Annotated in this window: 20 protein-coding genes; 11 read left to right on the top strand and 9 right to left on the bottom strand. The window is 61.7% G+C overall.

The annotated features are described in order from the left end of the window. Positions 1–13: 13 nt before the first annotated feature. Both LB525_RS10555 and LB525_RS10550 read right to left on the bottom strand, forming a co-directional pair. Positions 14–196 carry a hypothetical protein gene (locus tag LB525_RS10555; protein WP_224544552.1) on the bottom strand — a complete coding sequence of 61 codons (183 nt, stop codon included), beginning with the start codon at positions 194–196 and terminating at the stop codon, positions 14–16. A gap of 80 nt (positions 197–276) precedes the next feature. Then, the gene (locus LB525_RS10550) at positions 277–474 is read right to left on the bottom strand and encodes a hypothetical protein (RefSeq protein WP_224544551.1); all 198 of its coding nucleotides are present in this window, start codon (positions 472–474) and stop codon (positions 277–279) included. A 75-nt stretch (positions 475–549) separates the two neighbouring features. On the opposite strand from LB525_RS10550, the gene LB525_RS10545 reads away from it, so the two are divergent. Next, the gene (locus tag LB525_RS10545; protein WP_224544550.1) at positions 550–846 is read left to right on the top strand and encodes a hypothetical protein; all 297 of its coding nucleotides are present in this window, start codon (positions 550–552) and stop codon (positions 844–846) included. Here the strand turns inward: LB525_RS10545 and LB525_RS10540 are convergent. The 3 genes from LB525_RS10540 to LB525_RS10530 are packed head-to-tail and all read right to left on the bottom strand — an operon-like array spanning position 830 to position 3,098. Beyond that, positions 830–1,045 carry a hypothetical protein gene (locus tag LB525_RS10540; protein ID WP_224544549.1) on the bottom strand — a complete coding sequence of 72 codons (216 nt, stop codon included), beginning with the start codon at positions 1,043–1,045 and terminating at the stop codon, positions 830–832. The genes LB525_RS10545 and LB525_RS10540 overlap by 17 nt on opposite strands. Positions 1,046–1,068: 23 nt before the next feature. Continuing rightward, the gene (gene groL / locus LB525_RS10535) at positions 1,069–2,703 is read right to left on the bottom strand and encodes a chaperonin GroEL (RefSeq protein ID WP_224544548.1); all 1,635 of its coding nucleotides are present in this window, start codon (positions 2,701–2,703) and stop codon (positions 1,069–1,071) included. Positions 2,704–2,759: 56 nt separating this feature from the next. Continuing rightward, on the bottom strand, positions 2,760–3,098 hold the full coding sequence (locus tag LB525_RS10530; protein ID WP_224544547.1) for a co-chaperone GroES: 339 nt from the start codon (positions 3,096–3,098) through the stop codon (positions 2,760–2,762). Between the two features lie 492 nt (positions 3,099–3,590). Between LB525_RS10530 and LB525_RS10525 the strand changes: the two genes are divergently transcribed. The 4 genes from LB525_RS10525 (at position 3,591) to LB525_RS10510 (ending at position 5,748) form a co-directional block, all read left to right on the top strand. Beyond that, positions 3,591–3,851, top strand: coding sequence for a hypothetical protein (locus tag LB525_RS10525; protein ID WP_140721212.1), 261 nt, complete (start codon positions 3,591–3,593; stop codon positions 3,849–3,851). Positions 3,852–3,862: 11 nt separating this feature from the next. After that, positions 3,863–4,213 (top strand): hypothetical protein, encoded by a 351-nt coding sequence (locus tag LB525_RS10520; protein ID WP_411971014.1) that lies wholly within the window; start codon positions 3,863–3,865, stop codon positions 4,211–4,213. 86 nt (positions 4,214–4,299) lie between these two features. Then, positions 4,300–4,542 (top strand): hypothetical protein, encoded by a 243-nt coding sequence (locus LB525_RS10515; protein ID WP_224544590.1) that lies wholly within the window; start codon positions 4,300–4,302, stop codon positions 4,540–4,542. Positions 4,543–4,929: 387 nt separating this feature from the next. Next, positions 4,930–5,748 (top strand): transglutaminase-like domain-containing protein, encoded by an 819-nt coding sequence (locus tag LB525_RS10510; protein ID WP_224544545.1) that lies wholly within the window; start codon positions 4,930–4,932, stop codon positions 5,746–5,748. 1,187 nt (positions 5,749–6,935) lie between these two features. On the opposite strand, the gene LB525_RS10505 is transcribed toward LB525_RS10510, so the two are convergent. The 4 genes from LB525_RS10505 to LB525_RS10490 all read right to left on the bottom strand — a co-directional run bounded on the left by LB525_RS10505 (position 6,936) and on the right by LB525_RS10490 (position 16,962). Then, a complete protein-coding gene (locus LB525_RS10505) occupies positions 6,936–7,994 on the bottom strand; it encodes an alpha/beta fold hydrolase (RefSeq protein ID WP_224544544.1) in 1,059 nt (352 codons plus the stop codon). A 152-nt stretch (positions 7,995–8,146) separates the two neighbouring features. Further along, complete coding sequence (locus tag LB525_RS10500) at positions 8,147–9,844, bottom strand: AMP-binding protein (protein WP_224544543.1); 1,698 nt, start codon at positions 9,842–9,844, stop codon at positions 8,147–8,149. Further along, positions 9,837–16,154: a non-ribosomal peptide synthetase gene (locus LB525_RS10495; protein WP_224544542.1), complete on the bottom strand. Its 6,318-nt coding sequence runs from the start codon at positions 16,152–16,154 to the stop codon at positions 9,837–9,839. Before LB525_RS10495 ends, LB525_RS10500 begins: the two co-directional genes overlap by 8 nt. Positions 16,155–16,254: 100 nt before the next feature. After that, the gene (locus tag LB525_RS10490; protein WP_224544541.1) at positions 16,255–16,962 is read right to left on the bottom strand and encodes a 4'-phosphopantetheinyl transferase; all 708 of its coding nucleotides are present in this window, start codon (positions 16,960–16,962) and stop codon (positions 16,255–16,257) included. 454 nt (positions 16,963–17,416) lie between these two features. Here LB525_RS10490 and LB525_RS10485 point away from each other — a divergent pair, with 454 nt between their 5' ends. From LB525_RS10485 to LB525_RS10460, 6 genes are all read left to right on the top strand, one after another. Then, positions 17,417–18,946 carry an ABC transporter substrate-binding protein gene (locus tag LB525_RS10485; protein WP_224544540.1) on the top strand — a complete coding sequence of 510 codons (1,530 nt, stop codon included), beginning with the start codon at positions 17,417–17,419 and terminating at the stop codon, positions 18,944–18,946. A 111-nt stretch (positions 18,947–19,057) separates the two neighbouring features. Next, the gene (locus LB525_RS10480) at positions 19,058–19,999 is read left to right on the top strand and encodes an ABC transporter permease (RefSeq protein ID WP_224544539.1); all 942 of its coding nucleotides are present in this window, start codon (positions 19,058–19,060) and stop codon (positions 19,997–19,999) included. Then, positions 19,999–20,862 carry an ABC transporter permease gene (locus LB525_RS10475; protein WP_224544538.1) on the top strand — a complete coding sequence of 288 codons (864 nt, stop codon included), beginning with the start codon at positions 19,999–20,001 and terminating at the stop codon, positions 20,860–20,862. Before LB525_RS10480 ends, LB525_RS10475 begins: the two co-directional genes overlap by 1 nt. Next, the gene (locus LB525_RS10470) at positions 20,862–22,079 is read left to right on the top strand and encodes an amidohydrolase/deacetylase family metallohydrolase (protein WP_224544537.1); all 1,218 of its coding nucleotides are present in this window, start codon (positions 20,862–20,864) and stop codon (positions 22,077–22,079) included. Before LB525_RS10475 ends, LB525_RS10470 begins: the two co-directional genes overlap by 1 nt. 8 nt (positions 22,080–22,087) lie before the next feature. Next, positions 22,088–23,095 carry an ABC transporter ATP-binding protein gene (locus tag LB525_RS10465; protein ID WP_224544589.1) on the top strand — a complete coding sequence of 336 codons (1,008 nt, stop codon included), beginning with the start codon at positions 22,088–22,090 and terminating at the stop codon, positions 23,093–23,095. Further along, a complete protein-coding gene (locus LB525_RS10460; protein WP_224544536.1) occupies positions 23,092–24,087 on the top strand; it encodes an ABC transporter ATP-binding protein in 996 nt (331 codons plus the stop codon). The genes LB525_RS10465 and LB525_RS10460 overlap by 4 nt, the downstream gene beginning before the upstream one ends. The last annotated feature ends 15 nt before the right edge of the window (positions 24,088–24,102 follow it).

The raw sequence follows: 24,102 nt of genomic DNA, 5'->3' as shown, positions 1-24,102 counted from the left end.
CGACGTAGGCGCATTAAATCAGGCGGTTGCTTTCAGCAAGGTGACGCGCCCGCCGCATCGTGCCGTCGGTGTCGGCGATCTTTCGTCTTGCGGCTTCGTCGCTTCTGATCGTCAGCCGCTTCGATAGGACTTTTGCGGCCTCGACGATTGGCTCGATCGTTACGACCGGAGCATCCGGGGTTTTCAAGTATCTCATGCTCATCATCCTTTCAGGCAAAAAATGAAAGCGAACGCGGAGCAGCTGCCCGCTCCGGCAAGTTATGCACGGCGGCAAGGTTACTTTCGTACGATCCAGGCCAGCAGTGCCGAATCAAAATCGGAGTTGCCGGCATAATCGCGGATCAGAAGCGCGGCGTTTCCGTGCCATTGATCCTCAGGGATGCGATTTTCGATGATGACCGATGTTCTGAAGGCGTCGCGCAGGATATTGCAGTCCAAAGTCGAAATCACATCGGCGGAATGATCGTTGTCCACAATCCGGCTCCCATCGAGGGGCGGGAGTATGATGGACGCTCTCAAGCGCCGGTGCCCATGTTCTGACCGGCGACAATGGCACTGTACGCCCCCGACATTCCGGCGGATTTATTCATTGGTACATCGGCACAAGTCAGCGGCCGGCCTCTTCCCACCGCTTGGCGTCTTGATCGCTCAGCCGGCTACCATCTCGTACGCTTGGCCGGCATTGATGCCGACCATGATCTTGTGATCGGACTCGGCGGGCTGGCCGGTGAAGACGTCGAAAACGGTCCAGCTGTCCGGATGGTCCATACGAAGCCGTGGCGGTTTGCCATATTCCGCGTCCTTTCGTTTTCGCCCGCCGCCGATCGGTTCAGGTTTGCAGAATGAAAAATACCGCCGCCAGGACAAGTACTGTCCACAGCACCACGCCGAGGTTCAAAGCCAGGCCCCTGCGCGACGAGAGACCTTCTCGCATACGGGCCGCCAGGTTCGTCGTATTGCTGGATGTGGCCGAAGCCGCCACGATGGCGACCGGCGACTTGACCCCAAGCCTGCCGAACACCGGGGGTAGCGTCGGTTCACGCACGGCCGTCTCCTGGCGCCAAGGTCTCAGTATCCCATTCCGCCCATGCCGCCGCCGCTAGGTGAAGGTGCGGCATCCTTGGCCGGAATGTCGGTGATCATGGCTTCGGCGGTGATCAAAAGCGCTGCGATCGAGCCGGCATCCTGCAGTGCCGTGCGCACCACCTTTGCCGGATCGACGATGCCTGCCTTGATCATGTCGACATATACCTCGTTCTGGGCGTCAAAGCCCTGATTGTGGTCCTTGCTGTCGGCAAGCTTGCCGACGATGATCGACCCTTCGACGCCGGAATTCTCAGCGATCTGGCGCATCGGCGCTTCGAGCGCCCGGAGCACGATCGAGATGCCTGCGGTGACATCGACATTGGCGCTGGTCAGGCCCTTGAGCGCCGACCTGGCGCGCAGCAGCGCCACACCACCGCCGGGCACGATGCCTTCCTCGACAGCCGCGCGCGTGGCGTTCAGCGCATCGTCGATACGGTCCTTCTTTTCCTTGACTTCCGACTCCGTAGCACCGCCGACGCGGATCACCGCAACGCCGCCGGAGAGCTTGGCCAGCCGCTCCTGCAGCTTTTCCTTGTCGTAGTCGGACGTGGTTTCCTCGATCTGACCCCTGATCTGGGCGACGCGCGCCTGGATGGTGGCCTTGGCGCCGGCGCCGTCGATGATCGTGGTGGTGTCCTTGTCGATCAGCACGCGCTTGGCGCGACCGAGCATGTCGATGGTGACGTTTTCGAGCTTGATGCCTAGATCCTCCGAGATCATCTGGCCGGCGGTGAGCACGGCGATGTCTTCCAGCATCGCCTTGCGGCGATCGCCGAAGCCCGGCGCCTTGACGGCCGCGACCTTGAGGCCGCCGCGCAGCTTGTTGACGACCAGCGTGGCCAGCGCCTCGCCTTCGACGTCCTCGGAGATGATCAGGAGCGGCCTACCGCCCTGCACCACTGCTTCGAGGATCGGCAGCATCGCCTGCAGGTTGCCGAGCTTCTTTTCGTGGATAAGCACATAGGGCTCTTCCAGTTCGACGCGCATCTTGTCGGCATTGGTGACGAAATACGGGCTGAGATAGCCGCGGTCGAACTGCATGCCCTCGACGACGTCGAGCTCGGTCTCGGCGGTCTTGGCTTCCTCGACAGTGATGACGCCGTCATTGCCGACCTTGTCCATGGCCTTGGCGATCATCTCACCGACGCTGGCATCGCCATTGGCGGCAATGGTGCCGACCTGCGCGATCTCGGCCGACGACTTGACCTTCTTGGCCCGCGCCTTGATTTCCTCAACCACGGCGGTGACCGCCTGGTCGATGCCGCGCTTGAGGTCCATCGGGTTCATGCCGGCAGCGACCAGCTTGGCGCCTTCGCGCAGGATCGAGGCGGCCAGCACCGTGGCGGTGGTCGTGCCGTCCCCGGCAAGGTCGTTGGTCTTCGAGGCCACTTCGCGCACCATCTGGGCGCCCATGTTTTCGAACTTGTCGGTAAGCTCGATTTCCTTGGCCACCGTCACCCCGTCCTTGGTGATGCGCGGCGCGCCATAAGCCTTGTCGATGATGACGTTGCGGCCCTTGGGGCCGAGCGTCACCTTGACGGCGTTGTTCAGGAGCTCGACGCCGCGCAGCATGCGGTCGCGCGCGTCGGTGGAGAATTTGATTTCCTTGGCAGACATGATCGTTGATCCCGTTCGAAAATTGGAGTGCGCCGTTTGCCGTGAAGACTGCCCGGTCAGGCGGCGTTCTTGACGGCCATTGTCTTGTCGACAATGCCGGTCTCGCTCTTGTCGATGATGCCCATGATGTCGGCTTCCTTCATGATCAGAAGGTCCTCGCCATCGATCTTGACCTCGGTGCCGGACCATTTGCCGAACAGGATGAAGTCGGCGGCTTTCACATCGGGCACGATCAAGGCGCCGCTTTCGTCGCGTGCTCCCGGGCCGACGGCGATCACTTCGCCTTCCTGCGGTTTCTCCCTGGCATTGTCGGGAATGATGATGCCGCCCTTGGATTTGGTATCGCCTTCGGCGCGGCGAACAACGACGCGGTCGTGGAGTGGCCGGAATTTCATGGGGAACTTCTTTCTGTGGCCGGCATTGGGCGGCCGCTGCCTCTGTATAGGCGGGTTGGCACTCGATAGATAGGAGTGCCAGAATTATTTCTCGCCGATGACCAAGAATTCGAATGAAATAATTCGAGCCGCGCAGAAATTCATCCGCACTTGTGGGAAATTTTCTGCCGGCTTGAATTTTGCGGGCGTGCGTCTGTTATTTCAAGGGACAAATAAAAAGCGTCTCGACCTTGTTTAGAACTCAAATGAGGCGCATAGGTAAAACTCGTTGATTTGGTCGAGTTGGCTTTGTGTCAGAGCCCCGCCATTCACACCGAATTCTCGAAAACGAGTGCAGCGCCGGTCCGGCGCACATTTCGTTCCGTTCGAACCCCTGGAATGACATCGACGCTGACCACGGATGTACTGGCAGCGTCGGGCATCATTCCGGTGGTTCGAGTGGGAATGATAGGGAAACGCGCAGGCGCGGGTTTCCGCTGAAAGCCGCAACAAATGACCAGCCGCACCACACCAACTATCGTTCGCTTCAAGTCGGCGTTTTCGCTGCCCGGCTTTGATGCACCGCAACCACCCGGGGACTACCGCGTCGATCACGACGAGGAAGCCCTCGAAGGAGCTTCCCTGATCGCGTGGCGCCGCGTCGCCACCTTCATTCACCTGCCGGCGATCTCCGCAAGCGGTGCTACGCGGCAGATGGTGCCGATCGAACCGGCATCGCTCAAAGCCGCACTGGAGCAGGACCAGAGACAATGATGAGAACCACGATGATGCAACGCAACGCACACACGGTCCGCCGCGAAGCCGCAACGCATCTATTTGCCCTCGGACAGGCTGTCCGGCTGAAGGGCGGCTTCGGCACGTTTCCAAAGACTTCGGAAATCTACCGGATCACAGCCAGACTCCCGCCGAGGGAAGATTCGGCGCAGTACCGCATCCGCAACGACGGCGAACCTCATGAACGGGTGGCGACGCAAGACAGTCTCGAACCGGTCGCCACATCGCCGGGTGACACCATAACGCTCATCGAAAGGACGTTCGCACATGGCAAAGGGACCGAAACGCTCGAGCCGGGAAATCAGGAAGCCGAAGCAGGAAAAGGCCCTGCCCAAGCCTAAAAGCGTGTTCGGCGCCCACACCAGACTTCCTGACATCAGTACCCCTCGCGGCTAAGGCGAGAACTGACACAGCGAGATGGATGATGATGAAGATCATGATCGAATTCTATCGCACCCGAGAAGCGGACGATGCGCATGCCGTGCTCGGCCGCGAGGCCGCGGAAGCCGCCGACCTCGACGATGCGATCGAAATCGCCAGGCTTTTGGCTGGGACCCTGAACATGCCGCAGCGGCCGGACGCCATGACGATCGCCGATGCGAATGGCGCAACGCTCTATTCGGGCGTTCTCGCCGGGGAGGCGAGTAATGAGGATCGGCTAACATCATGAGTGGCCATAACAACGAAAGCTGTCGGACCCGCAACGTCGCCGCGCTTGCGGTCTGGGAAAATGAGGGCGGCGCGTCCGGGCGCAATTTCTATGGACCATCAAATGGCCGTCGAGTGGAAGTTGGTCGCTCCTGGACCGACTTCCACGTTTTCAGCGCGCAACGCCGTCCGCCTCACCGATCATGACGGCTTGCTTCTTGGTCGATGTCGAGGCGCTCGCGAAATCGGATATCGGCTTGGCCGAGACCGGGCCTGCTGAAACAAGATACCTTTCAGCATTCGAGGCCTTGCTGATGTCCATCCATGATGTTGCTTGCCAAGCCTACTCCCGCAACCGTCGCGGTTCCTGCACTCTGACCCCCGCTGATTTCCGGCAGGAAAGATCCACATGCTGATCCGCTACGGCTATGAGATCACGCTGACCTGCCAGCAACCGACCGCATTGGTATGCCTGCTATCGGTCCACGACGACCGCGCGGCCGACATCAGGATCCCCGAAACGGTCTTCACCACGCCCGATGTTCCGACATCGACCTACCATGATCTCTTTGGCAACCGATGCCGCCGGCTTGTCGCGCCCGCGGGCGACCTGACGATGTGGGGCGATGCAACGATCGAGGATGACGGCAAGATAGACAGGCTGCTGCCAGCTGCCCGCGAAGTAGCGGTGTGGGATTTGCCGGACGGCTGCCTTGTCTACCTAATGGGCAGTCGCTACTGCGAAACCGATCGTCTCAGCCAGGCGGCGTGGGACATGTTTGGCGCCACTGCCCCAGGTTGGGGCCGCGTGCAAGCAATCTGCGACTTCGTCCACGGTCATATTCAATTCGACTACATGCAGGCCAGATCGACGCGAACGGCCTTCGAGGCGTACCAGGAACGCATAGGCGTCTGCCGCGACTTCGCCCATCTCGCGCTGACTTTGTGCCGCTGCCTCAATATTCCTGCACGCTATGTCAACGGACACCTCGGCGACATCGGGGTCCCGGTCGTCGACCCCATGGACTTCAGCGCCTGGATCGAGGTCTTCCTAGACGGTGCTTGGCATACTTTTGATCCCCGAAACAACACGCCCAGGATTGGCAGGATCGTCGTCGCCCGCGGCCGCGATGCGGCCGACATTCCGCTCATCAACTCCTTCGGCCCGCATGTTCTCAAAGGGTTTCGGGTCTGGACCTACGAAGTGCAGAACCTTCATCTCACATGAACAATTTGCAGGCGGGGCGGGGCGCGGCCTCTCGATCTGTTGAATTAGGGGCCGTTGCTGGCGCCAAGCGGATCGTCTGCTAGTGGCGCTATCATGACTTCCAGCACGGTCGCCTGCGACGTCCGCTTTTAGGCAGGGGCACAGCTAACTTTGATGACCGAAGCGAGGCGCAAAGCTGCCGTTCACGTCTCGATAGCTTTCGGCTCAGACTCTCCCGTTCCTTACCGGTCTTTGCGGCACCGAGACAGGCCCATCACGCCCGACACTGTAAGAAGTATCGCATGCTCTCCGAGTTGGGGGAAAGGCGGTAGCGCTCTCCCGCTACCACTTCAAACCCTCTACACATCCTGAATGGGCGCTGGATTAAAAGCTAACCTCTTTCCTTCCGAATAAGTGCTCGATGCGGGAAGGAGCGCGAGGGCGGGGCTTCGGGGCACCCTCGCCGCCCAAAAAGCAAGCCCGGATCGATTTCGGTCCGGGCTTGCTGCGCATGTGCCGAGGTTATTCGGCGGCCAAGGCCAAGCTATCTGGCGCTTCGGTTACTGCCGAACGCAGAATACCCGGCAACCATCCCTTGCCTGGCAGTTCCTTCTCGGCCCACCGCCTCGCCCTTGGGCGAGCGTTCCACCGCCTTGGCTATGGCTTCACTGCAACCGGCCGCGCGGAGCACGTCGGCGATGGGATAACCTCGTCCATTGGATGCATCGCTACGTGGTGGGTGTTCTCGACCAGCGAGATTCGTGTCGCCCCCCTCCCGCTTCTTCACCACCCGCATTGCGGGAGCGATGGTTTCGTCTTGTGCCTCGACGACGTACCAGTTTCGCCTTGAGCGCCACTTCGCCGTGCTGATCTTGTCGCCGAGCACCTTTCTGCCAACGGACCTGGGTCGCCTATCCTCCTCGCCGCGCAAGTGCTTCACACGGCGATGACCACCTCACGCCCTTCGGCGCTGGGCCGGCATGCTCTTGAAACGATTCCATAGGCGCTCCCGAATGGCCTGCTTGAACTGATGAAGGCCGAGCCGACATATTGCCCCCTCGTCCGGTCGGCCGTCAGTGCGAAAGCCGGCTTTCCGGGCTCCCGTTCGACCCCAAGCAACTCCTATTCCTCGACCGTGGAGCCCTTCACTTTCACCAACTCGTTGGAAAAGCAGGCCGCCAAAGGCCAACACCAATCTAGGGACGTTCTCAAAAACCGGAGGGAAGCGGCTCATGTCTAACATCTCTGTCGGCCAGGAACGCAATGATCTCGTGGTCGATCGCTTCCATGTTGGCTTCGCGAAAGTTTTCGTGCGCGCCTGGCAAGACAACGGTTTTTATCCTGGTTTCTTCAGACGCCCAGCCCTTGTATTGCTCGACGGTTGCAGCGCCCCATTCTGAACTGGCAAGAACCAGGATGTCACAAGGATAGGATGAGGGCGAGAAGCCGGCAGCGGCGTGGATGAGCATACTTTTGAACGCCTTCTGGCGCGTATGGCGCCCAATCCATGTCTGCCCCATCCCGACTGCCTTCAAACCGTCGCGAAGCGTGCGCCAGTAGACGACCTTGCGCGTGATCTGACGCCGCCTCTGAGCGGTCATGCGATTGTCGGCCATCGGTTTCAGCCAAGCCGAACCGAGCGGCGGTGGATCTATGAGCAGTAGCGCCGGTCGCTCGCCGGTTGCATCATAGGTGAGGCGTCCAACCTCGATGGCCAGCAGACCGCCAAAACATATGCCGCCGACCACATGCGGATGTCGGCCTGTGGCCGAGGTCAGACCGTCGAAATAATTGGCGCTTATCTCGGCGACGCTAGAGTATGGCGTCTCTCCGGGTTCAAGCCCCATGCCACGCACCGCCATCACCGCGTATTTCTCCTTGAGGCGCCTGCCAAAACGGTTGGCAAACAGGGCGGATCCCGAAATGCCATGTATCATGGCGATCGGCTCATGGCCGGCGCTGCCGGACACGCGCACGATGAGCTGAAGGGCCGGATGAACCTGATTCAAGGAGGCGACCAGGCTACCGAATTCGCGCGGCGTCGGAGCCGCGAGCAAGACCGAGGTCTGGAGCTTGATGCCGAAGCGGCTCTGAACGGCAAGAACGACAGTTTCCGCGGTCAGTGAATCGCCACCCAGATCGAAGAAATTATCGTCGATGTCTGCACGAGGAATTTGCAGTTCCGCAGCAAAGATGCCTGCGATCAGATGCGCCGGCCCAATGCTTGGCGCTGCCTGAGCAGCGCGGATAATTTTCTGCACGCTCATCGGCAAACCCCTGAACCGATTGATTTTCCGCCGTTTGCAAGCAGGGCGGTACATCGAATGCCTTTGCTTTTAACGTACAGCCTGTGCGACTAACAAGGATTCTTACCCAGAGAGACCAAACACCCTGAGCCGGTCTGAATTGTTATTCGCATTCAGCGAATGACAGTCCTGGCAAAAAGCCCTTTCCAGATCTTGATCAGTTTTGCAGACGGCGCGTTCTCTTTCTTGTCGGACGATTGCACGGTCTGGCCATCCCCAACGGGGCCGCCACGTGCCTGAAGAAATTGCTGGAGAAGTGGCTTGTCTATCTTGCCTGTCGGCGTCAAAGGCAATGACTCGACCGCTTGGATTCGGCCTGGAATTTTCCATTGAGGGAGGATCGACCTCAACCCGGCTCTCAAGGCGTCAGTCTCAAACAACGCTCCCTGCCTCATCACGACGAAGGCAGCAAGGGAGTGCACATCCTGGCGAAGCTCGGTGACGACCGCTGCTTCGTTCACGGTTGGAAGCAGCATGAAAGCCTGCTCGATTTCCCGCGTTTCGACGCGATACCCGCGAATCTTGACCTGGTCGTCGCGCCGCCCGAGGAATTCAAGACTGTCGTCGCTCGATAGCCGCCCGATGTCGCCGGTATGAAACAGAAGCTGGCCGGGAAAATTGGAGTCGGTGCCGAAATGCCTTGCCGTTTCGGAGGACTGCCGCCAATAGCCATCTGCCAGGAAAGCGCTGCGGATGACGAGTTCGCCCACACCTCCCGGTTCGACTGGCTGGCCATCTTCATCGATGACCAGAAGAGATTTGTCGGTGACCGGGCGCGGCGCCGGTACCGTACCTGCCGCAGGTGTCTCGCCTGGGGCCACCGATGCCACCGCGATGTGACCAGCTTCGGTGGAAGAGAAGCGGTGGCGCAAGGCACAGGACGTGGTGAAGCGAAGGCGCCATTGCTCAACGTCCGAGGCAATGACCGTTTGGCCCGCAAGCGCCACGAGGCGTACCGACGGATGCAGGCCCGAGCCCTCGACCATCGACAGATACTTGCGAAACAGCATGACGGGCGGATGCAGCAGGGTGATGCGGCGCTCGTCGATCCACGCCTTCAGCTCGGCGAGACCACGCGATGCCGCGTCATAGAGTTCCAGCGTGGCGCCGTTCAGAAGCGCTCCGAAGACGTCCGCTTCCGATGAGGCGAAACTGCAATATGTCAGAAGAGACTGACGGTCCGAGAAGGTTACCCCGTCATACCGGGCACAAAGCCAGGCCCGATGCAGTACGGTGCGATGGCTTTTCACCACGCCCTTCGGCCGCCCGGTGCTCCCGGAGGTATAGAAGATTGCGGCCGGGTCGCCTGGGTCGACCGGAACATGCAGCGCATCCGCGGAATATCGCGCGTCGATGTCCTCGATCAGGCGAACCAGCCTATGGTCATCGACAAGGTTAAGCGCGGTCATTGCGTGAGACGCGCCGGCGAGCAGCAGATCCGGCGCAGCATCGTTGATGATGTCGCGCTGCGCTGCAAGCGGCATTCCAGGATGAACGCAAAGGAAGGCCTTTGCCGCCTTGAGCGTCGCCAGCGCACAGATCACCATGTCCGGCGAATGGTCGACAAGATAGGCGACGCATCCTTGCCCGGGCTGCGTGCGCTCAAGGATTGCGCGGGCCAGTTGATTGGAACGCCGGTCGACCTCGCCGTAAGTCCATTGTTGCCGCTCGCCGCCGATCGCCACGTGTGAGGCATGACTGCGGACAACTCTGGCGAAACGCGCCGGGATGGTCTCCTCCAGCTCGGCTCGTTCGAACGTCATCATTTGATCGTTCTGATTTGGCGCAAGATCGTGCAACTGATCAGCCATAACCCTCTGCAGGCCGGACTTCGGTCACGACATCCAGTTCAGCTTCGAGCTTTGCCTTGCGTCCATAGGCGATGAGCGCACTATAGGTTGATGAGCGCAACCACACACCTTCCTTCAGGCTCTGCCCGCGGGCGCGCAATTCCATTTCACCGGGGATCAGGATTTCGTTGGCGCCTTCGGCGCGTTCCCCGTTCCTGGTCTGCTCGATCAGGCGATCGACGCGCTCGATAAAATCCCCAACCGGCATGAACCGCTCGGGGTCGAGTGCCATGAAGAAGTGGCCGTAGTCCGGTGCGTGGCGGCTGTCGTGCAGCGTGTCTCGCTTATGATCACGGCCGAAACCCGCGCCGCTTAGCACGCCCGCAAGCACTTCCATCACCAGTGCCAGCCCATAGCCCTTGTATCCGCCGATCGGAACGCCAAGTCCTGCGGCGAGATCGCCGAGATCGGTAGAAGGACGCCCCGACCGGTCAAGAATCCACCCAGCTGGCAACGGACTGCCTTCCGCCACGGACAAGCCGATCTTGCCGCGCGGGGCGACGCTCATGGCGATGTCGAGAAGGATGGGGAAATGCCGTCCTGCCGGAATGCCTACACCAAGCGGATTGTTGCCAAATGTTGGCGTGACGCCGCCTGTCGGCGCCAGGATCAGCGGTCCGTTGGTTGTGCAGAGTCCGATGAAGTCGTGCTTCGTTGCTTGCCATACATAATGGCCGGCGGCGCCGAAATGGTTGGAGCGGCGAACGCCGACGATTCCGACGCCGTGCCTGCTCGCCTTTTCAATGGCAAGGTCCATTGCCACCATGCTCACCCACTGGCCCGGTCCGTTGTCGCCGTCAATCCGCGCGATGGTAGCGCTCTCGTGTTCGACCCGGATTTGCGGACGAGCTTTGATCTTGCCCGAAGCAATCCTTGAGGCATAACGCGGAATGCTGACCATGTCATGTGTCGGCTGTCCGCGCAGGCTTGCCTCAAGCTGCACTTCGGTGACAATCGCCGCACCCTCGGAGCTCAGTCCGGCCCGTGTCAGCGCATCGCGGCCATAGGCGCGAAGGCTCTCGATCGTCACCAAAACTTTCGAGCCATGTTCGCTCGAAACCGGTGCGGCGGCCACGATTGGCCCGGTATCGTGCCGTGCCACGGCAACAGCGCGCGCCAGATCGGCGATCGTCTGGTGCCGGTAAAGCTGACGCAAATCGAGGATCAGGCCGGCCTTGCCAGCTTCGACAACGATATTGATGCTCAGGATGGAATTGCCACCCAGGTCGAAGAAGTTGTCTTGGAGCCCGATCTCATCGAGCCGCAACACCCTTTTCCAGATCTCCACCAAGATCGTCTCGACGTCGGTAGGTGCTACCCCGTGCGGATCGACCCGGATCGAGGGATGCGCGACAACATTGGAACGAACCGACGGCTGCGGCTCCCTGGTGAGCAGAGCCCCCCGGTCGATCTTGCCGTTCGGGGTGCGGGGCAGGCGCTGCAGAATCACGATGCGTTGCGGCAGCATGTATTCCGGAAGCTGCCGCTTCAGAAGCTCGCGCAGCCGTAGCGACAGGGCAAGCGTATCCGCGTCACGCGGCTCGTTGGCCGCAACGAAGGCGACCAGGCGTTTTCGATCGCCGAGATCATCGTCCTCGCCAGCATCCTCCACAACACCGACGACACATTCGCGTACTTCAGGGTAAGCAAAGATCGCAGCCTCGATCTCCCCCGGTTCAATGCGGAAGCCGCGAATTTTGACCTGTTCGTCGGCGCGGCCGAGAATTTCGAGCGTCCCGTCGGGTCGGTAGCGGGCGAGGTCGCCGGTTCGGAGCAGCTCGCCCTTATGCGGGCTGAACGGATTGGGTCCGAAGTTGCAGACGGTCTGCTCCGAACGATCGAGGTAACCGAGTCCGATTCCTGCCCCGCCAATGTACAAGTGGCCTCCAATGCCGATCGGAACCGGATGGCCGGACGTGTCCAGCACGTACGCCTGCGTGTTGGCGATCGGCCGCCCGATTGGGACGATCCCCGCCACGTCGCCCTCCGCCGGAATGGGGTAGACCGTCACGATCCCCGTCGTTTCGGTCAGGCCGAACATGTTGATGAATTCTGTCGCGGGTCTGCAGAGCCGCCGCCATTTTTCGACCAAGGCGCTGGGCAAGGGCTCGCTGGCTGAAAGCACGAGCCGCACATGATTGTCGAGCAAGCTAATCCGCACGGATTGATCGAGCGAGGTCAGAACCTGCAGGCAGCTGGCCGAGAAGGATGGAACAAGGTCCAGCACCGACACCCGCTGACGGCGCACCGTCTCGAACAGCAGATACGGATCGCGCAGCTCCTCGGCCGATGCTATTGCCACGGCAGCGCCGCAGGAAAGCGGGACGGCAAACTGCCGTATCGAGGAGGAGAACGAGAATGAAGCGGTGTGCAGATAGATGTCGTCCGGACGGATAGCGAGGGCGCGGATCATCGCCTGCGCATAGTGGCCGACATTGGCCTGCGTGATCATAGCGCCCTTGGGTTTGCCGGTGGAGCCCGACGTATAGATCACATATGCAAGTGCATCGGGCGCACAGAGGCCTATGGGATTGCGCGGATCCTCCTGCGCCACGGAAGCCCTGCAGGCATCCAGGCAGATCGTCCGGCCGGACTCCGCAAGATCGCCCGCAATCTGGAACGCGGCCGGGAACTTTGCCAGCAGCGACGTCTCTGTGACGAGCAGGCTCACGCCGGCATCATGCAGCATGAGGGCGATGCGCTCGGACGGATGTTCGGGGTCGACCGGCAGGAATGCGCCGCCGGCCTTCCACACTCCCAGCAGCACAGCCAGCATCTCGCCTGATCTTGGCAGGCAGATCGCGGTCAATGTCTCGCGGGCAACCCCACGGCTGCGAAAGTACCGCGCGAACCGGTTGGCCCGTTCATTGAGCTCGCGGTAGGTGAACTGCCGGTCCTTGCCCAACACGGCGGCGGCCTCGGGTGTTCGCTCCACCTGCGCCTCGAACAGCTGGACACAATCCTGACCAAGCAATCCTCCGACTTCGGTGCGGTTCCAGTCGACTTCGATCTGGCGGCGGTCGGCGTCGGGCAACAGGGGCAATTCCGACAGTCTTTGCCCGGGATCGGTTGCTATGCCTTCGAGCAAGGTCTGGAAATGCCGGGCCAGCCGGTCGATGGTGGCCGGCTCGTACAGATCGGCGTTAAATTGCCAGGTTGCGGACATCCCTTCCGGGCTTTCCGACAGGTACAAAGCGAGGTCGAACTTCGCCGTCGCCTTGTCGATGCTCAAAGGCTGTGCCGCGAGCCCCGGCGCGAGATCGAAGCAAGGTCCTGTCGCGTGGCCGGTCGCCGATCGTGCAGGCAAGCCTGGCAATTCCGGGACGTTCTGAAACGCGAACATCACCTGAAACAACGGCGTGTGGCCGGGATCGCGCCGGATCCTCAGCTGTTCCACGATGCGTTCGAGCGCAACATCCTGGTGTGCATAGGCATCGAGCGCCGTCGACCGGATGCGGCCGAGCAACGCCAGCAAGGGCGGATCGCCGGCAAGCGATGTCCGCAGGACCAGCGTGTTGGCGAAAAACCCGATCAGCGGCTCCAGCTCCTTCCTCTGGCGGTTTGCGATCGGCACGCCGACGACGCAATCGTCCTGACCGTTGTAGCGGAAGAGCAACGTCTTGAAGGCCGCCAGGAAGATCATGAACAGGGTCGCGTCCTGGCTTCGGCCGAGGACCTTCAAGCGATCCGTGGTTTGACGGTCGATCACGGCCTGCAGAGTTCCGCCGCGATAGGATTGAATGGCGGGGCGCGGGCGGTCCGTCGGAAGCGTGAAGGCTTGCGACAGTCCTTCGAGCCGGCGGATCCAGTAACCGGTCTGGCGCTCGAGTTCCCCGGCCTCGACGCCGCGCCACTGCCAGTCCGCGAAATCGCCATACTGGAGCGGCAAGTCTTCGAGCGGCGACGTCGTGTCGTGATGAAAGGCGTCGTAGAGTTGCTTCAGTTCGGCATGGATGACAGCGACCGACCAGCCGTCGGAAACGATATGGTGCATCGTCAGCAGCAGGAAGTGCTCGTCGAATGCCAGCCGGATCAGCCTGGCGCGAAAAAGCGGGCCCTGTGCCAGGTCGAATGGTTCCGCGACATCCTGGCTGGCAAGGCGCATTGCCTCGGCGGCGCGCGCCTGCGCATTGTGGCCGGTCAGATCGATCACCATCAGCCTAGTTTCCTGAAATTCGGAAACCACCTGCACCGGTTCGCCGTCGGGCATGTGAAAGGTCGTGCGCAGGATGTCGTGACGCCGACGAATCTCATCGAGGGCCACCGCCAGTGCGCGCTCGTCGAGCGTGCCTGTCAACCGCAGCGAGGCCGACATATTGTAAGCGCCGCGGGCGCCCATTCCGTCGAGAAAATAGAGGCGCTGCTGGGCGGACGAGAGTGGTGCGGGCGTCCCCACTTGCCGCCGCGGGATGCGTGTCGTGCCGGGCTCAGATACCGGTCCATGCTCCAGCCGCACCATGCCCTCGGCCACGAGATTGGCCATATGCTCGCCGATGCGTTCCGAAAGTCGCGCAATGGTGGGGCGTTCAAACATGCTGTCGATCGGCAATCCCACCTGAAATATATCCTGCAGCCTGGCGAGAAGCTGCATGGCGATCAGCGAATGACCGCCGAGATCGAAGAAGTCGTCATGAATGCCGGGCTGTTCGGTCCCCAGCACTTCGGCAAACACCGCCGCCACCCGGCGCTCGGTGGCAGTTCGGGCAACCACCTTGCCGGTCCGTGGCGCATCGACTTGAGCGCGCTGTCCTTGCGGATCGAGCGTCAGGGCCAGATGTCTGCGATTGACCTTTCCGCCGGAATCGACAGGGATTGCCTCCACCACAATGATCTTCTGCGGTACCTTCGAGCGCGCCAGCCGTTCGGCCACGAAGCCGCGTATCTGCTGATCCGACACCAATTGCTCGTACCCTGGCTTGAGCACGACCGATGCGGCGACCGCCTCGCCGAGCACCGGATGGGGAACGCCGAAGGCAGCCGCCTGCGCGATCGCGGGGTGTTGGAGCAGGACCTGCTCGACCAACAGCGGCGATATCTTTTCGCCGCCGCGATTGATGATGTCATTCAGGCGCCCGGTGACGAACAGATAGCCGTCGGCGTCGATATGGCCCATGTCACCCGTCCGCAGCCAGCCATCGATGAATGCGGCTTGGTTGGCGGCGGGGTCACCGTCGTAGCCCTGCATGACATTGGCGCCGCGAATGACCACCTCGCCATTTGCGCCGGGCGGCAGGAGACGCCCGGTTTCGTCCATGATGGCGATTTCCGGCCCCGCGGCTTTGCCCACGGAGCCTGGCTTGCGTTCGAACGGCGGAAGCCGGTTGCTCGCAATCTGCGGCGCTGCCTCGGTCATTCCGTAGGCCTCGACAAACGGCACGCCGAATATTTTTTCAGTCTCCGCGATCAGCTGAGGCGGCATTGGTGCCGAAGCCGAGCGAATGAAGCGCAGTCCACTCTGGCGAGGGTCATCCGGGCAGAGACGGATCTGATCGAGAATGGTGCGATGAATGGCGGGCGACGCCGAATACCAGGTCGGCCTGAACTCGCTGAGACAGCTGAAGAAGCTGTCGGCGGAAAAACCCTCAATACTGATGTAGGAGCCCCCAGATACCACCGACGATAAAAGGCTGCTTATGCCGTGAATATGAAACAGTGGCATCACGCCCAGACACCGGTCGGTATGCCGGAGATCCACCGCCGAGCAGATGTTGTGCGCCGCAACGCAAAGGTTTCGATGTGTCAGCGAGACTAGCTTCGGCCGCGCCGACGTGCCCGACGTGAAAAGTAGCAGCGCGGCATCGTCTGGCGTGGCCCTGGGCTGGTCATCGCGACGTGCCCCGCTGGCGCCGGCTAACAAGAAGGGCCCGAGAGCCGCGTCGCGCGCTACATGCAGTCGCAGAATGCGCACGTTCAACGAAATCGCCACGGCGAGCACCGGCGATTGCCAGCCATTCGACACGATCAGCGCCTTGGGCTGCAACGCGCTTAGTTGCGATTCAAGCTCGTCGGCGGGCCATGCGGGATTTAGGGGAGCGCAAGCCGCGTTGGCTGCGACCGCCACGATCACAGCAGCAGCTTCCGTCCACTCGGGCAGAAGAAGCGCTACGCGGTCGGCTGGTCCGATGCCTTCCAGCGCCAGCCATTCACCGATGTGGCGAATCTTGAGCGCCAACCCTTGATAGGTAAGAGGCGCGCGTCCCGCAGCCAGAAGGGCCACCGTTCGCGAATTCTGTCCCGCATGCCGATCCACATGGCCACGTATCGTGTCCATCAGATCATGCTCCAAGATCGGACGTTATTCAGCAACAGCACCGTTCAATCCAATGGAGCACCAGGCTCGGATCACTGAGTGCTTGCTGGCCGCGTGGCTGTCAAGGCGCAGAGAGACCAAAACACGAGAACAATGTCCCATGGCTGCTGCCGAACCGGCCGTCGAAAGTATCGGCCGCTACAAAGCGGCTTGACGAAACGATCACGGCTTTCGCTGCGTGTCTCTCCACGTCAAGTTCGACGCGAACATCCCGAAACGCCAAAAAGCGCCGGTTGAGCGGGAAATGCATTTTGTAGAAAGCTTCCTTTATGACGAACAGAAGCTTTGGAAGATCGTAGCCCAGCCGCGCTTCGATCACGTCCCGCTCGTTCAGTTCCGAAGTGTGCGTCACCAGTTTCGCCAGCTCGCCGGAAAGCGAAGAATTTTCTTCGATGTCGATGCCGATGCCAAGATAATCGGCGGACAATCCGACTGCGACAGCGCACAGGCTTCTGGTGTGAGAGATTGAACCGACAACACCTGTCGGCCAGATCGGCGCTCGATCGGGCCCTATCGGAATCACGGTTTCAGGAATGCCTAGGCCCCGGAGGGCCTGCCTTGCATAAAGGCGTCCAGCCCGAAACTCACGCCGTCGCGCCGGTACAACATTGCCCAGATGTGCTTCCTCTTTGAGCGGCAGGTCCCGATCGGCTGGTTTGAAATCACCACCCTCGACACCGATATCATCGGCCACCAACTCCCGAAAAGATGCCACGAACTGGGCGGCCGAACAGTCGCTGCGGATGTCCGATCCAACAGGCAATACCATTTCTTTGCCGGCCCCAACCGCAGTCCTTTATGCTGTCTAGCCTTATACCAGAACATCGACGCAAAGTCGCCAACGACATTCATTTAGCAGAGGTCACCCGGCCGTTCGCTGCGCCATGGTGGGTCGGGGCGAGAGCTCGGCTGGCGCAGCGACGTTAAGAATCTGGCGCGGAGCCGAATGGATAGCCAGTCGCAGCGGACGGCAATAGTTGCCGGGTAGTGCGTAATGAACCGGCCTTCAAACCGGAAGCAGCTTTATATCGACACATCCACCTCCCGTCCGCTTGCGGCTGACTTTGTGCGATCGAGCCGGCAGGGACAGCTTCTGGCGCAAACTCGCCTGTTTGCCTCGAGACCAGCAATGGCTTCGCCGCTTGACGCGACGAGCCATCGGCGTAAGCTTAGTGCGTAACTAAACTATATATTCCATAAAAATGGAACTTGGAGGAGAACGAATGAAGCGCGTACTGCAAGTCGTCGCGTCGTTCGCCGCATTGCTGCCGGCGCTGGCATGGGCTGAACCGCAGAAGGGGGGAGTGATCGACGTCGCCACCGTCGGCGAGCCTCCGACATTGGATCCAATGGCATCGACCGCCGATCTGGTCGGCATCATCACCCAGCACATTTACGAGACGCTTTATACGTTCGACAACAAGTGGGGCATCACGCCGCTCCTGGCCGCCGACATGCCCACGATATCGCCGGACGGCCTGACTTACACGATCCCGCTAAGGACGGGCGTCAAGTTCCACGACGGTTCGGATATGACATCGGCCGATGTCATGGCCTCGCTGAAACGCTGGATGAAGGTGGCGACGCGCGGCAAGCAGGCGGCGGACGTCATAAGCTCACTCGACGCCCTCGACGAGAAGACGGTCAAGATTACACTGAAGAAACCGTACGCGCCGCTGCTGTCGCTGCTGTCGTTGAACAATGCGGCGGCCATCATCATCCCCTCTAAGAATGCCGACGAAGATCCGCTGACAAAGTTCATCGGAACCGGGCCTTACATGCTCAAGGACCGTAAGCCGGATCAGTTCATCCAACTCGCCCGCTTCGATGGCTACAGGTCCCGCGACGGAGAGCCGGATGGCTATGGTGGGGCGAGGAAACAATATCTGGACGAAATTCGCTTCGTGCCGGTTCCGGATCCCAATACGCGCGTCGAGGGCGCCGTCGCCGGCCAGTTCGCCTATGCCGATTCTCTTCCTGTCGAATCCTACGACAAGATTTCCGGCGGCAAGACAAAGCCGCTTATCCTGAAGCCGTTCGGCTGGCCCGTGTTCGTGACGAACACCAAACAGGGGCTGAATTCCGACATCCGTATCCGCAAGGCCATCCAGGCGGCGCTGGCGCCTGAGGATATGCTGCTCGCCGCCTTCGGGTCCAAGGATTTCTATGCAGTCGATGGTGCCATGTATCCGGAAGGCTTCGCCTGGCATTCGAACACAGGTACCGAGGCCTACAAGCCCCAGGGCGACACCGAGAAAGCCGCCGCACTGCTCAAGGACGCCGGCTATGACGGCAAGCCGCTGCGCATCCTGACCAGCCGCCAGTACGAGTTCCATTACAAGATGGCACAAGTGGCTCAGGCCTATCTGGAGCAGGCCGGTTTCAAGGTCGAGCTCGATGTCGTCGAATGGGCGACACTGACCAAGAACCGCACCGATCCGGCGCTGTGGGACATCTACATCACCCACAGTCCCTTTCTGGCCGAACCGTCGCTCAACGGCTTCATGTCCGACAACACGCCGGGCTGGTGGTCGAGCGATGCCAAGCACAAGGTGCTCGACGCATTCAACTCCGAGACCGACCCGGCCAAGCGCGCCAAGCTCTACGAAGACGTGCAGAAGGTGATCTACGACGAAGCCGCGGTTTACAAGGTCGGCGATTTCAACGCGCTCGCCGCCGAGGCGCCGAACCTCAAGGGCGTCACGCCGGCGCCCTGGCCCTATTTCTGGAACGCTTACCTCGAAGGCAAATAGCCAATCCCCTGCCTTCCCGCTCCGTCGCGGGAAGGCAGCATGGCATGATCCGGGAGGCGCCGCGGTCCGGCGGCCCTTCCCGCAAAACCGGCCCCGGAGATATCAACGCGGATGCTGCGCTCGGTTCTCAACAGGCTCCTCGGCATGGTCGTGGTGATGGCCCTGGTCGCCACCATCGTCTTCGTCATCGTGCGGGTGACGCCGGGCGACCCGGCCGCGATCATGCTCGGTCCCGATGCCACCGCCGCCGATATCGCAGCGCTTCGCACCAGGCTCGGGCTTGACGGCTCGATCCCGCAACAGTTCTTGCACTACCTCGCCGGGGTTATGCAGGGAGATTTCGGCCAGTCAATCTTCCTCAACGAGCCGGTCACCACGGCACTCCTCCAGCGCGCCGAACCAACTTTCTTTCTGACCGTGTTCTCGCTCATGATCGCGACTGTGATCGCCCTGCCCGTCGGCATCCTATCCGCCTACAGGCGCGGCTCGCTTTTCGACCAGGCGGCCACCACGATCGCCATGTTCGCGGCCAGCGTGCCGAGCTTCTGGCTCGGCCTGCTGTTCATCCAGTTCTTTGCCGTCAGGCTTGGCTGGTTCGACACGTCGGGATATGGCGGACCCGGCGCCTCGTTCGGCGATCGCATCGCTCATCTCGTGCTGCCGGCGCTGGCGCTCGGCCTGGTCAGTTCGGCCTTGATCACACGCTTCACGCGGGCCTCGATGCTAGACGTTCTCAACGACGATTACGTCCGCACCGCGCGCTCCAAGGGCATGAGCGAGTGGCGCGTGGTGCTCAAACACGCCCTCAAGAATGCGCTTATCCCTATCCTCACCGTGATCGGCCTGACGGCGGCGCTGCTGATTTCGGGAGCCGTCGTCACCGAGACCGTGTTCGGCCTGCCGGGGGTCGGCAGCCTCGTCGTCTCGGCGGTGCTGCGGCGCGACTATCCGGTCATCCAGGGCGCGCTGCTGGTCATCGCTGGCCTTTACGTGCTGGTCAATTTCGTCATCGACATGCTCTACATCCTCATCGATCCGCGGGTGCGCTACTGATGGCCGCCATCGCAACCCCGCTGCAGCAGGAGCCCAATCTTCTGTCACGGCTGCTCGGCCGCCCGACGGCGGCGGTGGGGTTGGCCCTGCTCGTCGTCATCGCATTGGCGGCGATCCTGGCGCCGATCATCGCGCCCTATGCGCCGACCAAGCTTTCGATCGCCAGCCGGCTGCATCCGCCAAGCCTCGAGCATCTGTTCGGCACCGACGATCTCGGCCGCGACGTGTTCACGCGCATGCTCTATGCGGCGCGCACCTCGCTGTCGGTTGGCTTCGCGGTGGTCGTCTTCTCCTCGGTGATCGGTATTGTGCTTGGGCTGACGGCCGGCTTTTTCAGGAAGCTCGACACCCCGGTTTCGCGGCTGGTCGACGCCATGATGGCGTTTCCCGATATCCTGCTTGCCATCGCCCTGGTGGCGGCACTCGGCGCCACGGCAGTCAACGTAGTCGTCGCGCTCGGCATCGTCTACGCGCCGAGACTGGCGCGGGTGGTGCGCGCCTCAACGCTGGTGATCCGCGAATTGCCCTATGTCGAAGCGGCGCGCGCGCTCGGCGTGCCGACGCCGGTCATCCTGGTGCGTCACGTGCTGCGCAACGTCGCCTCGCCGATCCTGGTGCAGGGAACCTTCATCTTCGCCAACGCCATCCTGGCCGAAGCCGGGCTATCGTTTCTCGGTGTCGGCATCTCTCCCGACATCCCGACCTGGGGCACAATGATTGCGGTCGGCCGTCAGTACATGGACCAGGCCGGCTGGATCATGATGTTCCCGGGCGCTGCCATCGTCATCACCGTGCTGGCCCTGCAACTGGTTGGCGACGGCCTGCGCGACCTTCTCGATCCCCGTCTGGTAAAGGACATCTGATGTTCGGCAACCATTTTCCCGAAATGAAGCAGCCGCTGCTGATCAGGGGCGCCAGGCCCGTCGCGTTCGGCGGTCGTTTCGGTCCCGCCATCGACGTGCTCGTCGACAAGGACGGGCGCATCGCGGAGATCGGCTCAATGATTGGCGCCGGCGACGACGTCAAGGTGGTGGAGGCGAACGGCGCCTTCCTGTCGCCCGGCTGGACCGATCTGCATGTCCATGTCTGGTATGGCGGCACTGATATCTCCATTCGGCCCCAGCAATGTGGTGCCGCGCGCGGCGTCACCACCATGGTTGACGCAGGCTCTGCCGGCGAGGCGAATTTCCACGGCTTTCGCGAATTCATCGTCGAGCCGGCACAGGAGAACATCTACGCATTCTTGAACATCGGCTCGATTGGGCTCGTTGCCTGCAACCGGGTGAGCGAGCTGATCGACATGCGCTCGATCGACATCGACCGAACCATCGCCACTATCGAAGCCAACCGCGACGCCATCGTCGGGTTGAAGGTGCGGGCAAGCCACGTCATCACCGGCGGCTGGGACCTGACGCCGGTCAAGCTGGTCAAGAAGCTCGGCCGCATCGTCAAGCTGCCGGTGATGGTGCATGTCGGCGAGCCGCCGCCGCTCTATGACGACATTCTCGGCCTGCTGACCGAGGGCGACATCGTCACCCATTGCTTCAACGGCAAGGCCGGCGGCTCGATCCTCGAGGACGACGATCTCTACCGTCTGGCCGAGGACGCGGCGTCGCGCGGCATCGTGCTTGATGTCGGCCATGGCGGGGCATCCTTCTCGTTTGATGTCGCCAAGGCCGCTCTGGAACGCGGCCTGCCGCCGAAGACGATCTCGACCGATCTGCACAACCGCTCGCTCGACAGTTCCGTGTGGGACATGGCGACGACCATGTCGAAGCTTCTGTCGCTGGGCATGGCGTTCGAGGACGTGGTGACAGCGTCGACTGTGGCACCACGCCGGGCCATCCGACTGCCAGCCGACAGCTTGCTGGAAAAGGGCAAGCCGGCGGAATTCACATTGTTCGAACTGGTCGATGCCGAACTGACGGTGAAAGACTCCCAGGGTGCGATGAGCGTGCTCAACCAGTTGTTCGAACCGCGCTACGCGATCCTGGGAGCGAATGCGATAGAAGCCCACCGGCACGTGCCATCGGCGCATGCCGGCGACGGAGCTTGTCCTCATTGCGGATGGAAAGCTTGAGCGAGGCGCTGGCCCAGAACACGATCCTGTCGGTCCAGGACCTCAAGGCCTGGTTCGTCACCCGGCGCGTCACCGCCAAGGCGGTCGACGGCGTCACCTTCGCCCTGAAGCGCGGCGAGACGCTGGCCGTGGTCGGCGAATCCGGTTCGGGAAAATCGGTCACCAGCTTGTCGATCATGGGGCTGCTGTCGAAGCCGGGCCGTATTGCCGGCGGCAAAATCCTGTTTCGCAACCGGGCCGGCAAAGTCGACGATCTCGCAGGCTTCACGGCGAAGGATTTCCGCCGCATCCGCGGCAAGGAGGTCGCGATGATCTTCCAGGAGCCGATGACCAGCCTCAACCCGCTCTATAGCGTCGGCGACCAGATCGGCGAGATGATCGCGCTGCATGAACCGGTCGGCCGGCAGGAAACGCGCAAGCGGGCGCTGGAGATGCTGCGGCATGTGGAAATTCCCGATGCCGCATCGCGTCTCGATGATTATCCGCACCAGATGTCAGGAGGCATGCGCCAGCGCGTGATGATTGCGATGGCGCTTGCCTGCAACCCTTCGCTGCTGATTGCCGATGAGCCGACGACGGCGCTCGACGTGACGATCCAGGCTCAAATTCTTGATCTCTTGCGACGGCTACAGCAGCAGTTCGGCATGTCGATCCTGTTCATCACTCACAATCTCGGTGTCGTTGCCGAGATCGCGCACAATGTCGTTGTCATGTATGCCGGCCGCGTCGTCGAGCAGGCGCCCGTCAACGATCTGTTCGCGCATCAGCGCCATCCCTATACGCGCGGCCTGCTTGCCTGCACTCCCAATGCGGCGCGCGACGTCGATGCGGCCGGCGAGCGCAAAATACTTTACTCCATCCCCGGCAGCGTGCCGGCGATCACCGCCCTGCCGCCCGGCTGCGCCTTCGAGCCGCGCTGCGATTACGCAATCGCCCCGTGCCGGGCCGCCCCGCCACCGTTGATGCCGGCGGGCTCGGCAGGGTTCTCCCGCTGCATCCGGAGCGCCGAACTATGATTGCCGACGCTGAAACCAACGACACGACACAAGCAGCCCCCCTGCTCAGCGTCCAGGCACTGACAAAGCGGTTTCCCGCGCGCAACGGCCGTGTCGTGCACGCCGTGGAGGACGTCAGTTTCGAGGTCAAGCGCGGCTCGACGGTCGGTCTGGTCGGTGAATCCGGATCCGGCAAGACCACCGCCGGTCGCGCCATTTTGCGTCTGATCGAGCCGACCAGCGGCAAAGCCCTGTTCAATGGCGTCGATCTCTTCTCGCTGTCGGCGCGCGAGATGCGCGCTTATCGGCAAAAGCTGCAGATCGTCTTTCAGGACCCTTTCTCCAGCCTCAATCCGCGCCTGCGTGTCAGCGCGATACTCGGCGAAGCTCTCGACGCGCGCGGCTATTTGCGTGGCAAGGCGCGGCAGGACCGCATTGCCGAGCTTCTTGCGCTTGTCGGCCTCTCACCCGATCATGCCTCTCGCTACCCGCATGAATTTTCAGGTGGCCAGCGCCAACGGATCGGCATTGCCCGGGCACTTGCGGTGGAACCAGAATTCATTGTTGCCGACGAGCCGGTTTCGGCGCTCGACGTCTCGGTGCAGGCCCAAGTGCTCAACCTGATTGGCGATCTGCAAAAGCGGCTTGGCCTGACGCTGCTGTTCATCGCGCATGACCTGTCGGTGGTTGAATATTTGTGCGACGAAGTCGTCGTCATGTATCTCGGCCGGGTGATGGAGCGTGGTCCAAGCAGGCTGGTCTATGCGGCGCCACGGCATCCCTACACCAGGGCGTTACTGGCAACTGCACCGGTGCCGGATCCAACGCGCATGCGCGTTCGGGTCCCGCTCCTGGGCGATATTCCCAGCCCGATTGATCCGCCATCGGGCTGTGTCTTTCGCACTCGCTGTCCGGAAGCGATCGAAGCCTGCGCCGCGGCAATCCCGCCGGTCTCGCCCATCGGCGGCGGACATCATGTGGCCTGCATTCGCCACGACCAAAGAAATGACTGACTGGAGTTCGCTTAC

The sequence above is a fragment of the Mesorhizobium sp. CA16 genome, assembly GCF_020165175.1.
Taxonomy (GTDB): Bacteria; Pseudomonadota; Alphaproteobacteria; order Rhizobiales; family Rhizobiaceae; genus Mesorhizobium.
Note: the sequence above shows the minus strand (reverse complement) of the source record. Positions and strands in the feature narration are given on the sequence as shown.